This is a genomic window from Paraburkholderia sediminicola, assembly GCF_046026855.1.
Taxonomy (GTDB): domain Bacteria; phylum Pseudomonadota; class Gammaproteobacteria; order Burkholderiales; family Burkholderiaceae; genus Paraburkholderia; species Paraburkholderia sediminicola_A.
This window is the reverse complement of record NZ_JAQQET010000020.1, coordinates 1-12,920: the sequence shown is the minus strand read 5'-3', so window position 1 is coordinate 12,920 and position 12,920 is coordinate 1. Positions and strand designations below refer to the sequence as shown.

Sequence of the window (12,920 nt, the reverse complement as noted above, 5' to 3'; positions counted from 1 at the left end):
TATCAAGCGGTGCGATGAGCTGACTTCGACTGCTTCACGAAGTTTTCGAGCAAGGCGTGGCCGTGTTCGGACAGGATTGATTCCGGATGGAACTGCACGCCTTCAACGGCTAGTTCCTTGTGACGCACGCCCATGATCTCGCCGTCTTCGGTCCATGCGGACACTTCGAGACAGTCGGGCAGCGATTCGCGTTCGATCGCGAGCGAGTGATAACGCGTCACGACGAAATGCTTCGGCAGGTCGGCGAATACGCCTTTGCAGTCGGTTTCGATCGTGCTCACTTTGCCGTGCATGATGGTTTGCGCGCGCACAACGCGGCCGCCGAAGGCTTCGCCGATCGCCTGATGGCCGAGGCACACGCCCAGAATCGGCGTCTTGCCGGCGAACTCGCGCAGCACGTCGAGGGTAATGCCGGCGTGTTGCGGATTGCTTGGGCCGGGCGACAGACAAATGCGCTCCGGGTTGAGCTTCGCAATTTCATCCAGTGTGATTTCGTCGTTCCGGTAGGTGAGCACGTCTTCGCCGAGTTCGCCGAAGTACTGCACCAGGTTGTAGGTGAACGAGTCGTAGTTGTCGATCATAAGCAGCATGGTGTGTCTCCGGTCAGAAGTCGCTATCGAGGCCGTCTTGAACCTGCTCGGCGGCGCGCAGCACAGCGCGCGCCTTGTTCTCGGTCTCTTGCCATTCGGATTCCGGCACCGAATCCGCGACTACACCCGCTGCCGCCTGCACATACAGATTGCCGTTCGCGATCACGCCGGTGCGGATCGTGATGGCCAGATCCATCTCGCCGGTGAACGACAGATAGCCAACTGCGCCGCCGTACAGGCCGCGCTTCACCGGCTCCAGTTCGTCGATCAGTTCCATCGCGCGGACCTTCGGCGCGCCGGACAGCGTGCCGGCTGGGAAGGTGGCGCGTAGCACGTCGAAATTAGTGGTGCCGGGTTTGAGCTTGCCTTCGACCGAACTCACGATGTGCTGCACGTGTGAATACTTTTCGATCACCATCTGGTCGGTGACGACCACCGAACCGATCTGCGAAATACGGCCCACATCGTTACGCGCGAGGTCGATCAGCATCACGTGTTCGGCGATTTCCTTCGGATCGTTCAGGAGTTCAGTGGCGAGCTCTGCATCGCGTTCCGGCGTGTTGCCGCGCGGACGGGTGCCGGCGAGTGGCCGGATTGTGACGATGCGATCCTCGCCGCGCTTTTCCTGACGCACCAGAATTTCCGGCGACGCGCCGACCACGTGGAAGTCGCCGAAGTTGTAGAAATACATATACGGCGACGGATTCAGTGAGCGCAGCGCGCGGTACAGCGACAGCGGATTGTCGCGGTAAGGCTTGATCAGACGTTGGCCGACCTGCACCTGCATCAGCTCGCCGGCGGCGATGTATTCCTTCGCCTTGCGCACGGCCGTCAGGTAATCGTCTTTCGCGAATTCGCGGTAGGTCTCGGTGCGTACGCTGGCCGATGTGACCGGCGGCTGCACGGTCGTGCGCAAACGCTGACGCAATTCACGCAGACGCTGCCTGGCTTTCGTGTAGGCCTCGGGTTGCGTCGGATCCGCGTACACGACCAGGTAGAGCTTGCCTGCGAGGTTGTCGATCACCGCGACTTCTTCGGTGAGCAGCAACTGAATGTCCGGCAGGTTCAGATCGTCTTTCGGCGCGGTGTGCGCGAGCTTTTTCTCGATGTAGCGCACCGCATCGTAGCCGAAGTAACCCGCAAGACCGCCCGCGAAGCGCGGCAGACCGGGGCGCTGCGCTACTTTGAAGCGGCCCTGGAATTGCTGGATGAACTCGAGCGGGTCACCTTCGTGCGTTTCGACGACTTTGCCGTCCCGTACCACTTCCGACACGCCGTCGCGGGTGCGCAGCAGCGTGCGCGCCGGCAGGCCGATGAACGAATAGCGGCCGAAGCGTTCGCCGCCCACCACCGATTCCAGCAGGAACGAATTGGCGCCATTGCGCTCGCTCTGCGCGAGCTTCAGGTACAGCGAGAGCGGCGTTTCGAGGTCGGCGAGTGCTTCGGCGATCAGCGGAATGCGGTTGAAACCCTCGTTGGCGAGGGACTGGAATTCGAGTTCGGTCATGTTCCGATCCTGTACGTACGTCAGACGGCACTATGCGTCGGACAAAGCGGGGCGTTGCGCGCCCGGTCAGGCGTTCGTTCGACGTTTCGACACGATGATACCGACCGGCGCGAGTTTCCCATCGACGCGTGCAAGGGGTTTCAGCGCACACATGTACTTTGCGGGTACACGAAGGCCGAATCAACCGGTGCAGCGAAACAAGATGATGGAAAAAACGCGTGAGCGCAGCGAAGTAAAAAACGGTTGCCGAAGATGAGCTTCAGCGTACCTCAGGCGAGGTTAGCGCGACCAGCGACGCCAGGGCCAGGCTCCCCGGTCGATGCTAATCAGACTCCGTTTTTTATTCAGAAACATGAGGATGAGGGACTTTTCAGGTCGTGGAATGGTGCGCTGCGATAGCCTTGGCGGCATCGAGCAGCGAGGCAACTATACCATCGGATTTTATTTCTTGTATAGCTCGGCCGTGGTTGTAGCCATACGGCAGCGTCAGCGTTGCCATGCCCGCCGCGCGGCCCGCCAGCGCGTCGTTTTCCGAATCACCAATGGCGACCGTGGCTTGCGGCAGAACGCCTAGCTGTTCGGCGGCGGTGAGCATGGGAAGCGGATCTGGCTTCTTTTTCGGCAAGCTGTCGCCGCCGAGCACGACGCTGAAATACTGGCTGAGCCCGTATTGCTCCAGCAAGTCGACCGCGAAACGGTGCGGTTTGTTGGTGACGCAGGCGAGTTTGAGGCCGGCTTTGCGCATGGCGCTGAGACCGGCTTCCACCTCGGGGTACAGCCGCGTGTGCACGCCGTTGATCTTTGCGTACTCGTCCTGATAAATGGCGAGTGCTTCGTCGAAACGGTCCTGTGCGTGGTCTGTTTCGAAGCGCTGGGCCAGCACGCTGCGGATCAGATTCTCCGAGCCCTTGCCGATATAACCGATCACTTCCTCGCGGGAGGTTTCCGCCGCGTCGAGTTGCGCGAGCATGCCGTTCAGGCCGGCAGTGAAATCGTCGGCGGTATCGATCATCGTGCCGTCCAGGTCGATGATCGCGGCCTGCAGGCGCGGGCTGGTGAAGGTCGGAGCGGAGTATGAGGTCGTCATTTTCAGTGCGGGATTCCGGTGATCGAGTGGTGCTCGATCAGTGCTGGATGTTGGCGAGGGCGGCGCGCATCTTGTCGATCACCACCTTGTGATCCGGCGCGCCGAAGATCGCCGAGCCTGCCACGAACGTGTCCGCGCCAGCTGCTGCAATTTCTGCGATGTTGTCGACTTTCACACCGCCGTCCACTTCGAGATGAATCTCGCGACCGGTCTTTTCCTTGTAGGCATCGATCCGCTTGCGCGCTTCGCGCAGTTTGACGAGCGCCTCAGGAATGAACGATTGACCGCCGAAGCCCGGATTCACCGACATGATCAGCACCAGATCGACCTTGTCCATCACGTAGTCCAGATGGTTCAGCGAGGTGGCCGGGTTGAACACGAGGCCGGCCTTGCAGCCATGGTCGCGAATCAGTGACAGCGTGCGGTCGATATGGTCCGAGCCTTCCGGATGAAAGCTGATCAGGTTCGCGCCGGCCTTGGCGAAATCCGGCACGATGCGGTCGACCGGGCGCACCATGAGGTGCACGTCGATCGGCACGTCCACGTGCGGGCGGATCGCTTCGCAGACGAGCGGGCCGATCGTCAGGTTCGGCACGTAGTGGTTGTCCATCACGTCGAAGTGAATCCAGTCGGCACCGGCGGCGACAACGTTGCGGACTTCTTCGCCAAGGCGCGAGAAATCGGCGGACAGAATGCTGGGGGCAATGCGGAATTGCGTCATGGCGGGGGCGGATGCAAGCGGGAAAACGCCATTTTACCGTTTTGTGCGCTTCTCAATCGTCTTACAGGTAGTTTGAGGCCGGTGCCGGGCCGTGCTGCAAAGGTGACAAAACGCCTTAGCGGCCCTTGGCCAGAGGGATTTGTCCGGTTGCGGGCGTGCCCCGCATCAAGCAGAATGCCAAACCATAAGCGCTGCTTCGCCAATGCGCCCGCAAACCATTGGCGTTCGGGGCTTCCCGCGATTTTTTACACCCCGTTTCACCAGACCGGAATCAGGATGAGCCAGTACGAATTCAGCGTCTCGGCGCAGGTGCAGTACCTGCCCGAAGAGTCGGACCCGGAGCGCCGCCAGTATGCGTTTGCATACACGCTGACTATCCGTAACAGTGGCCAGGTGCCCGCACAGTTGATTGCGCGGCACTGGGTGATCACCGACAGCGATAACAACGTGCAGGAAGTAAAAGGACTGGGCGTGGTCGGGCATCAGCCGCTGCTCAAACCGGGCGAGCACTTCGAGTATACGAGTTGGGCCGTGATCGCGACGCCTGTCGGCACCATGCGCGGCGACTATTTCTGCGTGGCGGAGGATGGCGAGCGCTTTGACGCACCCGTGCCCGAGTTCATTCTGCGTATGCCGCGTACTTTGCATTGAACCGCAGGCGCGGCTGGCGGTCTTTAAAAAGCTTTACGGCGCAGCTTTACTGAGATTTTTGCTGCTTTTGCTGTTCATTGGTGGCGGCGCGCGCGGCCTTTTTCTTGCCGGACGACGTCCATACAACGATAAAGACGAGCAGGAAGAGCGCGAGGAGCGATTCCAGCGCGAAGATGAGCATTGGGTATTCGTCGAACAGATCAGACATGGCGGTTTCCATCAAGAACGAACATTGTATGCGTTTTGTCCGCACGGCCGGAGCATGGCTCGGGGCGCTTTCGGTTGCGGTGATGCTGGCTTCCTGCGGTGGCGGCAGCGCGGTCCGGCCTTCGGTTTCGCCGCCCACGGGTGCCGCGATCATACCCGGGCAGATCGCAGCGACGCGACTCACTGCGGTAGCGTGGCAGCAGGTGCCGGGCTGGCAGGACGATTCGCTGATCGGCGCAACGGCTGCGTTGCGGCAAAACTGCGTGAGGCTTGCGCGTCAACCGAATTGGGCTCGCGCATGCGCGGCGGCCTCGCAGATCGACGATCTGGACGTCACCAGTGCGCGGGCGTTTTTTGAGGCGTATTTCACGCCGTTCCAGTTAGCCAATAACGACGGCACGCTCGATGGTCTCGTCACCGGCTACTACGAACCGTTGCTGCGCGGCTCGCGCACGCGGCATGGCGTGTATCAGACGGCGCTGTACCGCTGGCCATCCGGTTATCGCGCGGGTGCTCAGTTGCCGACGCGTGCGCAACTCGAGCGTGCGGGCGTGCTCAACGGCAATGAACTCGTGTGGGTAGACGATCCGATCGAAGCCTTCTTCCTGCAGGTGCAGGGCTCCGGGCGCGTCGTAATGGAAGACGGCAGCGTGATGCGGGTCGGCTTTGGCGGCACGAACAATCAGCCGTACAAGTCGATTGGGCGATGGTTGCTCGATCGCGGCGAACTGACGCCGGCGCAGGCAACCATGCAGGGCATCAAGGCATGGGCGCGTGCGAACCCCACGCGGGTCGACGCGCTGCTCGATATCAATCCGCGCTTCGTGTTCTTCCGCGAGATGCCCTCCGGCGAGAGTGCGCCGAGCGGCGGGGCGGATGGTCCGATCGGTGCACTGGGTGTGCCGTTGACGCCGGAGCGATCGATCGCGGTGGATCCGACTTCGATTCCTCTGGGTACGCCGGTGTTCCTGCAGACCACGCGTCCGTTGACGAACTCGCCGATGAATCGTCTCGTCTTCGCGCAGGATACGGGTTCCGCGATCAAGGGCGGTGTACGTGCGGACTATTTCTGGGGTCTCGGCGACGATGCAGGTGATCTGGCCGGCAAGATGAAGCAGGGCGGCCGGATGTGGTTGTTGCTGCCGAATTCGTGAGGGTTGGCGGGGCCGCAGCGGGTTTCCTGGTTCCTGGCTGAAACCCGCCGCGTGGCTAATTTGCCTGGCAGGTGGCATTTGTCAGCGGCACAGCTTGCAAATACGGACCCTCCCGCTGGGGTTGGCTCTCTCAGCCTTCGTTTGGCCGCGACACGCTGTGCTTTGCCCGGCGCACGGGTAATCCCCCTTCACGGCAAGCACATTTGATAGCGTCGTTGATGCCGATCAACTCCGCCATCAAGCATCAATCTTCGGCATTTGGGCGCATGGCTTAAAGCCCCGATTTCCGCTTGTCCACTACCCGCCGCGCTTTGCCGACCGAACGCTCGATCCCGTTTACACCCAGCACATTCACAACGGCGCTCACGCCGATCAGCGCCTTGATGTCATAGGTCAACGCCTGCTTCGCCGTGCTCAGTGCAGCAGTATCCGGCGCCGATTCCGGGCAGGGCTCGACGTTCAACGTCAGTACGTCGAGCGGCCCTTCCTTGGTTAGCACGATCTGATAGTGAGGCGCCAGGGCGTGCTGCTTGAGCAGCAATTCTTCGATCTGCGTCGGGAACACGTTGACGCCGCGCACGATCATCATGTCGTCCGAACGGCCCGTGATCTTTTCCATCCGGCGCATGGTGCGCGCGCTGCCCGGCAAGAGGCGGGTCAGATCGCGCGTCCGGTAACGGACGATCGGCAGCGCTTCCTTGGTCAACGACGTGAAGACCAGTTCACCGAGCTCCCCGTCCGGGAGCACTTCTCCGGTTTCAGGATCGATGATCTCCGGATAGAAATGATCTTCCCAGATGGTCGGACCGTCCTTGGTCTCCACGCATTCGGACGCGACGCCAGGTCCCATCACTTCGGATAGGCCGTAAATATCGACTGCGTCGATGCCCATGCGCTTTTCGATTGCCTGACGCATGTCATTGGTCCATGGTTCCGCGCCGAAGATACCAAGGCGCAGCGAGCAAGTCGCCGGATCGACGCCTTGGCGTTCGAGTTCGTCGGCGATCGACAACATATAGCTCGGCGTCACCATGATGATGTCCGGCCGGAAGTCCTGAATCAGTTGCACCTGCTTTTCAGTCTGGCCGCCGCCAAACGGAATCACCGTCAGCCCCGCGCGCTCGGCGCCGTAGTGTGCGCCCAGGCCGCCAGTGAACAGGCCGTAGCCGTAGCTCACGTGAACCTTATCGCCGCGCTTCGCGCCTGCGGCGCGGATTGAACGTGCGACGAGATTCGCCCACGTATCGATATCGCGTGCCGTGTAGCCGACAACCGTCGGCTTACCCGTCGTCCCAGACGACGCGTGGATTCGCGAGATCTGTTCCTGCGGCACCGCGAACATGCCGAACGGGTAGCTGTCGCGCAGATCCTTCTTGGTGGTGAAGGGGAAGCGTGCCAGGTCCGAGAGGGTCTTCACTTCGCTTGGGTGGACGCCGGCTTCATCGAATTTTCGCCGATAGACCGGCGAATTTTCATAAGCGTGGTTCAGCGACCATTTGAGCCGTTCGAGTTGGAGCGCGGCAAGTTCGTCGCGGCTGGCTGTCTCGATGGGATCGAGCGGGAGGGCGGTGGTCATCGAATGTCTCCTTGCTGCCTCAATGCTTGGGTCTGGTGTGTGGCGCGCTTGCGCGCAAAAACCGTGGACTTGCTGCTGTCTATGTAGGTGCTGCCAATGTGTCGCGAACGCGCCGCGACTCCGCTGTTCAATCTGTTGTTCAATCGCTCGCAGGAATCAGGTTGCCTTTGATCTGCGCAGATTTGCCGCGAAACATTGCCACGGTCTCCTCAGCGCGATTGGTGACGCGAATATCGTAAATGCCGGTGCGGCCGCTCAGCGTTTGCTCGACTGCTTCGGCCGTCAGCACGTCGCCGCCTTGTACGGGCCGCAGGAACTCAATCGAGCAGCCAGCTGCGACGGTGTTGATGTTGTACGTGTTGCACGCGAAAGCAAACGTCGAATCAGCAAGCGTGAAAATCAGGCCGCCGTGGCAGATCTGATGGCCGTTCAGGAAGTCGTCGCGCACGGCCATGCGCAGGCGCGCATACCCTGGGCGCACTTCTACGATTTCGAGTCCGAGCGCCCGGCTGCACGCGTCGTTTTCGTACATGGCTGCTGCGGTTGCGCGAGCGAGTTCGTCGGGTGTCATCTGGGCGGGGTGGTTCGGTTGTGCGGACATATCAGCGACCCTCGAAGCGCGGCGCGCGTTTTTCCACGAATGCTTGCACGCCTTCCGCGTAATCGTGGGACGCACCAAGTTCACGTTGCAGATCGCGTTCGAGGTCGAGTTGCTGATCCAGGGGCTGCGTCGTGCCCGCGCGCATTGCCTGCTTGATCGCTGCGATGGCGCGCGTGGGTTGCTGCGCCAGTTGTGCCGCGAGTTTGCTTGCTGTGGCGGCTAGCTCGGCGTCATCAACTGTTTGCCAGATCAGCCCCCAGCTTTCGGCTTTCTCCGCACTGAGTTTGTCGCCGGTGATAGCAAGACCCAAGGCGCGCGCCATGCCGACGCGTTGTGGCAGGAACCAGGTACCCCCTGAGTCCGGTACAAGACCGATCTTCACGAATGCCTGGATGAAGCTGGCTGAACGAGCAGCAAGCACGAGATCGCAAGCCAGCGCGAGATTGGCGCCAGCGCCGGCGGCCGTGCCGTTGACTGCAGCAATTACGGGCAATCGCAGCCCTTGCAGGCGGCGAATCAGCGGATTGAAATGCGCGTCGATCAGTTCGCCCAGATCGGTCATCGCGCCCGGCGTGAAGTCGAGATCCGCGAGATCCTGTCCCGCGCAGAAGCCGCGGCCCGCGCCCGTCAGCACGAGTGCACGGGCGCCAGAGGCTTCGACCTGGTCGAGTGCGGTGCTCAATTCCAGGTGCATTGCACGCGTAAAGCTATTGAGCTTGTCCGGGCGGTTCAGCGTGATGGTCGCTACATGGTTCGATGCGTCCAGGTCGACGCGAATCGCTTCATATGACATTGGGTGTCTCCTCAAAGTCTCTTTGACCGGTGGGGCAGTTGGTGAGACGGTTTTGGGGTCAGAGCCGTTCGATCACCAATGCGATGCCTTGACCCACGCCGATACACATCGTGCAAAGCGCAAAGCGGCCATTGATCCGCTCCAGCTGATAAAGCGCAGTGGTGATCAAGCGTGCGCCCGATGCGCCGAGCGGGTGGCCGAGCGCAATTGCTCCGCCATTCGGATTGACGCGCGGATCGTCGTCGCGCAGACCGAGCGTGCGCAAGACCGCCAGCCCCTGCGATGCGAAGGCTTCGTTCAACTCGATCACGTCGAACTGGTCGAGTGTCATGTTCAGTTGCTTCAACAGCTTTTGCGTGGCCGGCGCCGGGCCGATACCCATAATGCGCGGCTCCACGCCCGCTGTTGCCATGCCCACCACGCGCGCGCGGGGACGCAAACCGTATTGATCGGCAGCTTCCTTGTTCGCGAGCAGCAGTGCGCACGCACCGTCGTTCACGCCCGATGCATTGCCGGCGGTCACGCTGCCGTCGGGGCGGACCACGCCCTTGAGCTTGCTCAGGCTTTCGAGCGACGTTTCGCGTGGATGCTCGTCGAGCGTCACGCGTACGGGGTCGCCTTTCTTTTGCGCAATTTCAACGCCGACGATTTCCTGGGCCAAAGTGCCGTCGCGCTGTGCGCGGGCTGCCTTTTGCTGGCTCGAGAGTGCAAACGCGTCCTGATCCGCACGGCTTATGCCGAACTCCACGGCGACGTTTTCCGCGGTCTCCGGCATCGAATCGACGCCATATTGGCGCTTCATTAGCGGATTGATGAAGCGCCAGCCGATAGTCGTGTCGTAAATGTCGGCCTGCCGCGAGAACGCGCTGGTGGCCTTGCCCATCACGAACGGCGCGCGCGTCATGCTTTCGACGCCGCCGGCGATCATCAACCGCGCTTCGCCAGCCTTGATGGCGCGAGCAGCGGTGCCGACGGCGTCCATGCCCGAGCCGCACAGGCGGTTGATGGTTGCGCCGGGGGCATCTTTGGGCAAGCCGGCCAGCAACGCCGCCATGCGGGCGACGTTGCGGTTGTCATCACCGGCCTGATTGGCGCAGCCGTAAATCACGTCGTCAATTGCCCGCCAGTCGACGCCGGGATTGCGCTCGATCAGCGCCTTGATCGGCACCGCACCGAGGTCATCCGCGCGGACATCTTTCAGGGCACCGCCGTAACGGCCGATTGGGGTGCGAATCGCATCGCAAATGAAGGCGTCGTTCATGTGAGTTCCTACTGGGACGGATCGGCGGGACATGCCGATCCGATGTCTCATGTTAGTTGGAGCGCACGGCTCGGTCTATTCGGCCAAACGGCATAGGACGAAAGCCGTGCTTTTGTCTTATGCCATTCAGCCAGCTACCGCTGGTGCCGCTTTCGGTTCAACATGAATGCGACTTTGAACGACGCGGAAGCGGTTCGCGACAAAGGCTGCGTCGGCCAGTGCGGCATTTGCCGCCGGGTTTGCGCCCGTGCCATGGAAGTCGGAGAAGGCCGCAGACTGATTGACGAAAACGCCGCCCGTCAAATTGATCGAGAGTGCTACGCCACCGCGGATCGATGCTTCGTGCGCATCTTCGAGCACGGCTTCATCCGTGCTGTAGACCGACAGCGTCAGCGCGCCGTGCTCGGCGGCGATTGCGCCGGCAAGGTCGAGCGACTGCGCTGTCGAGTCCGTCGCGATCACGAACGAGATCGGGCCGAACCATTCTTTGGTGAACTGTGCGTGATCGGTGGCGGCATCCAGTTGGAGCACGAGCGGTGTGCGCACGCGGGCACCGGCAAACGCTGGATGTTCGAGCGATTGGCTTTCTACTAGAACGTGCCCAAGCTTGGCAGCTTCGTCGATGCGTTGGGTTACGCCTTCGTTCTGGATCGCGCCGAGCAGCTCGACGGCGCGCGCTGGGTCCGCAACCAGTTTTTGCACCGCGCCGGCGATAGCTTGGGCGACTTCGTCGAAACCGAGTTCGCCTTCAGCGGTGCGGATGCCGTCGCGCGGTACGTAGATGTTTTGCGGGGCGGTGCACATCTGGCCCGAGTACAAAGCAAGTGAGAAGGCGATATTGCGAGCGGCGGCTTTGATGTCGTCCACCGAGTCGATCACGATCTGGTTGACGCCGGCCTTTTCGGTGTAGACCTGAGCCTGATGCGCATTGCGCTCGAGCCACGCGCCGTTTTGCGTGCTGCCCGTGAAGTCGATGAGCTTGATTTCAGGGCGCAGTGCCAGGTCCTGGACGAGCGCGCCGTCGTTCGGTTCCGTGGCCAGCAACGTGACGACGTTCGGATCGAAACCGGCCTCGCGCAGCACATCACGTGCGATGCGGACAGTCAGTGCGAGCGGCAGAATTGCGCCCGGATGCGGTTTGACGATGACCGTGTTGCCCGTGGCCAGATCGGCGAAGAGGCCTGGGTAACCATTCCATGTCGGGAAGGTGCAGCAGCCGAGCACAAGACCGGTGCCGCGCGGCACGACGGTGTAGCGCTTGTGCATGGCGAGCGGCGGATTTTTGCCTTGCGGCTTTTCCCAGTGGGCGTTAGCAGGGATGCGGCGTAATTGGTCCCAGGCGTACACGACCGCTTCGAGCGCACGGTCTTGTGCATGCGGGCCGCCGGCCTGGAAGGCCATCATGAATGCCTGACCGGTTGTGTGCATCACGCTGTAGCCGATTTCGAAGCTGGCGCGATTAACGCGCGCGAGGATTTCGAGGCATACGCCGATCCATGCCTGGGGGCCGGCCGCGCGCCAATCGCGCTGCGCGACGGCGGCTGCGGAGATCAACGCGTCAGGATCGGCCTTCGGATAGCGCACGCCGAGCGGGAACCCGAACGGCGAGACTTCGGCGCCGACGGTTTCTCCGGTCGACGGTTGGTCCAATTCGAACGTTTTGTTCAGATGCGCCTTGAATGCGGCTTCGCCGTCTGCGCTAGCTGTTTCCCCGTACACTTTCGGACTGGGCATCTCGACGAACGGACTCCAGTAGCCGCGCGTTTCAATCGCGGTGAGTGCCTTTTGCAGCGTGTCTTCGTGCTTGGTGAATAGCGGATGTGTCATGGCAGAGGGGCTTTGCTATGCGTTGGGAAAAGCCTGTCGAATAATTGACCGACCGGTTGGTTGGTGAATGGTAGCATTATTAAGACGGCCGCGCGAAGCGTTTTCGCGTGCCATTAACCATTAGGAGGCGGCATGGTTTACGAGAACATCCTGGTTGAGATGCGGGGAAGGGTCGGTTTGGTCACGTTGAATCGCCCGAAGGCGCTGAACGCGCTGAACGACGCGTTGATGGACGAACTGGGCGCTGCGCTGCGCGAGTTCGATGCCGACGAGGCGATTGGTGCGATCGTGATCACAGGCAGTGAGAAAGCGTTCGCCGCCGGAGCCGACATCGGCATGATGGCGACCTATACCTATATGGACGTCTACAAAGGCGACTACATCACTCGCAATTGGGAAACGGTGCGCTCCATTCGTAAGCCGATCATTGCCGCAGTGGCGGGCTTCGCGCTCGGCGGCGGTTGCGAGTTGGCGATGATGTGCGACATTATTTTCGCCGCCGACACGGCGAAGTTCGGCCAGCCGGAAATCAAGCTCGGCATCATGCCGGGAGCAGGCGGCACGCAGCGACTGCCGCGCGCCGTCTCAAAGGCGAAGGCAATGGATCTTTGCCTGACCGCCCGCTTCATGGACGCCGCGGAGGCCGAGCGCGCAGGATTGGTCTCGCGGGTGATTCCCGCGGCTTCCCTGCTTGACGAGGCTATGGCCGCGGCCGCAACCATTGCAGAATTCCCGTTGCCGGCGGTGATGATGGTCAAGGAATCGGTTAACCGTGCGTACGAAACGACACTCGCTGAAGGCGTGCATTTCGAGCGCCGCCTCTTCCATTCGCTCTTCGCTACGGAAGATCAGAAGGAGGGGATGGCTGCGTTCGTTGAGAAGCGCAAACCGGTTTTCAAGCATCGGTAATACGCTTGTCAAAATAACGCTTGCAAGGCGTGGTCT

At 61.4% G+C, this 12,920-nt stretch carries 13 protein-coding genes; 3 read left to right on the top strand and 10 right to left on the bottom strand.

Features of this window, described 5'->3' with window-relative positions:
* Positions 1-2 precede the first annotated feature (2 nt).
* From PQR40_RS21905 to rpe, 4 genes are all read right to left on the bottom strand, one after another.
* Entirely contained in the window at positions 3-590 is a 588-nt protein-coding gene (locus PQR40_RS21905; protein WP_325045500.1) for an aminodeoxychorismate/anthranilate synthase component II, read from the bottom strand.
* Positions 591-603: 13 nt separating this feature from the next.
* Positions 604-2,097, bottom strand: a complete 1,494-nt coding sequence (gene trpE / locus PQR40_RS21900) for an anthranilate synthase component I (protein WP_408235872.1) — start codon at positions 2,095-2,097, stop codon at positions 604-606.
* Positions 2,098-2,467: 370 nt separating this feature from the next.
* Complete coding sequence (locus PQR40_RS21895; RefSeq protein WP_408235869.1) at positions 2,468-3,184, bottom strand: phosphoglycolate phosphatase; 717 nt, start codon at positions 3,182-3,184, stop codon at positions 2,468-2,470.
* A gap of 37 nt (positions 3,185-3,221) precedes the next feature.
* Positions 3,222-3,905 carry a ribulose-phosphate 3-epimerase gene (gene rpe / locus PQR40_RS21890; protein WP_408235866.1) on the bottom strand — a complete coding sequence of 228 codons (684 nt, stop codon included), beginning with the start codon at positions 3,903-3,905 and terminating at the stop codon, positions 3,222-3,224.
* Positions 3,906-4,181: 276 nt separating this feature from the next.
* Between rpe and apaG the strand changes: the two genes are divergently transcribed.
* Positions 4,182-4,556 carry a Co2+/Mg2+ efflux facilitator ApaG/CorD gene (gene apaG, locus PQR40_RS21885; protein ID WP_325043016.1) on the top strand — a complete coding sequence of 125 codons (375 nt, stop codon included), beginning with the start codon at positions 4,182-4,184 and terminating at the stop codon, positions 4,554-4,556.
* Between the two features lie 46 nt (positions 4,557-4,602).
* On the opposite strand, the gene PQR40_RS21880 is transcribed toward apaG, so the two are convergent.
* A complete protein-coding gene (locus PQR40_RS21880) occupies positions 4,603-4,776 on the bottom strand; it encodes a hypothetical protein (RefSeq protein WP_216675258.1) in 174 nt (57 codons plus the stop codon).
* A gap of 16 nt (positions 4,777-4,792) precedes the next feature.
* On the opposite strand from PQR40_RS21880, the gene mltA reads away from it, so the two are divergent.
* Complete coding sequence (mltA, locus tag PQR40_RS21875) at positions 4,793-5,917, top strand: murein transglycosylase A (RefSeq protein WP_408235863.1); 1,125 nt, start codon at positions 4,793-4,795, stop codon at positions 5,915-5,917.
* 271 nt (positions 5,918-6,188) lie between these two features.
* Here the strand turns inward: mltA and paaK are convergent, their stop codons facing one another.
* The 5 genes from paaK to paaN form a co-directional block, all read right to left on the bottom strand.
* Positions 6,189-7,493 carry a phenylacetate--CoA ligase PaaK gene (gene paaK, locus PQR40_RS21870; protein WP_408235860.1) on the bottom strand — a complete coding sequence of 435 codons (1,305 nt, stop codon included), beginning with the start codon at positions 7,491-7,493 and terminating at the stop codon, positions 6,189-6,191.
* A gap of 139 nt (positions 7,494-7,632) precedes the next feature.
* Complete coding sequence (gene paaI / locus PQR40_RS21865) at positions 7,633-8,094, bottom strand: hydroxyphenylacetyl-CoA thioesterase PaaI (RefSeq protein WP_408509868.1); 462 nt, start codon at positions 8,092-8,094, stop codon at positions 7,633-7,635.
* A gap of 1 nt (position 8,095) precedes the next feature.
* Positions 8,096-8,887, bottom strand: a complete 792-nt coding sequence (paaG, locus tag PQR40_RS21860; protein ID WP_408509867.1) for a 2-(1,2-epoxy-1,2-dihydrophenyl)acetyl-CoA isomerase PaaG — start codon at positions 8,885-8,887, stop codon at positions 8,096-8,098.
* A gap of 58 nt (positions 8,888-8,945) precedes the next feature.
* Positions 8,946-10,148: a 3-oxoadipyl-CoA thiolase gene (gene pcaF, locus PQR40_RS21855; RefSeq protein ID WP_408509866.1), complete on the bottom strand. Its 1,203-nt coding sequence runs from the start codon at positions 10,146-10,148 to the stop codon at positions 8,946-8,948.
* Positions 10,149-10,274: 126 nt separating this feature from the next.
* A complete protein-coding gene (paaN, locus tag PQR40_RS21850) occupies positions 10,275-11,975 on the bottom strand; it encodes a phenylacetic acid degradation protein PaaN (protein ID WP_408509865.1) in 1,701 nt (566 codons plus the stop codon).
* A 132-nt stretch (positions 11,976-12,107) separates the two neighbouring features.
* Here paaN and PQR40_RS21845 point away from each other — a divergent pair, with 132 nt between their 5' ends.
* On the top strand, positions 12,108-12,884 hold the full coding sequence (locus PQR40_RS21845; protein WP_408509864.1) for an enoyl-CoA hydratase: 777 nt from the start codon (positions 12,108-12,110) through the stop codon (positions 12,882-12,884).
* Positions 12,885-12,920 lie beyond the last annotated feature (36 nt).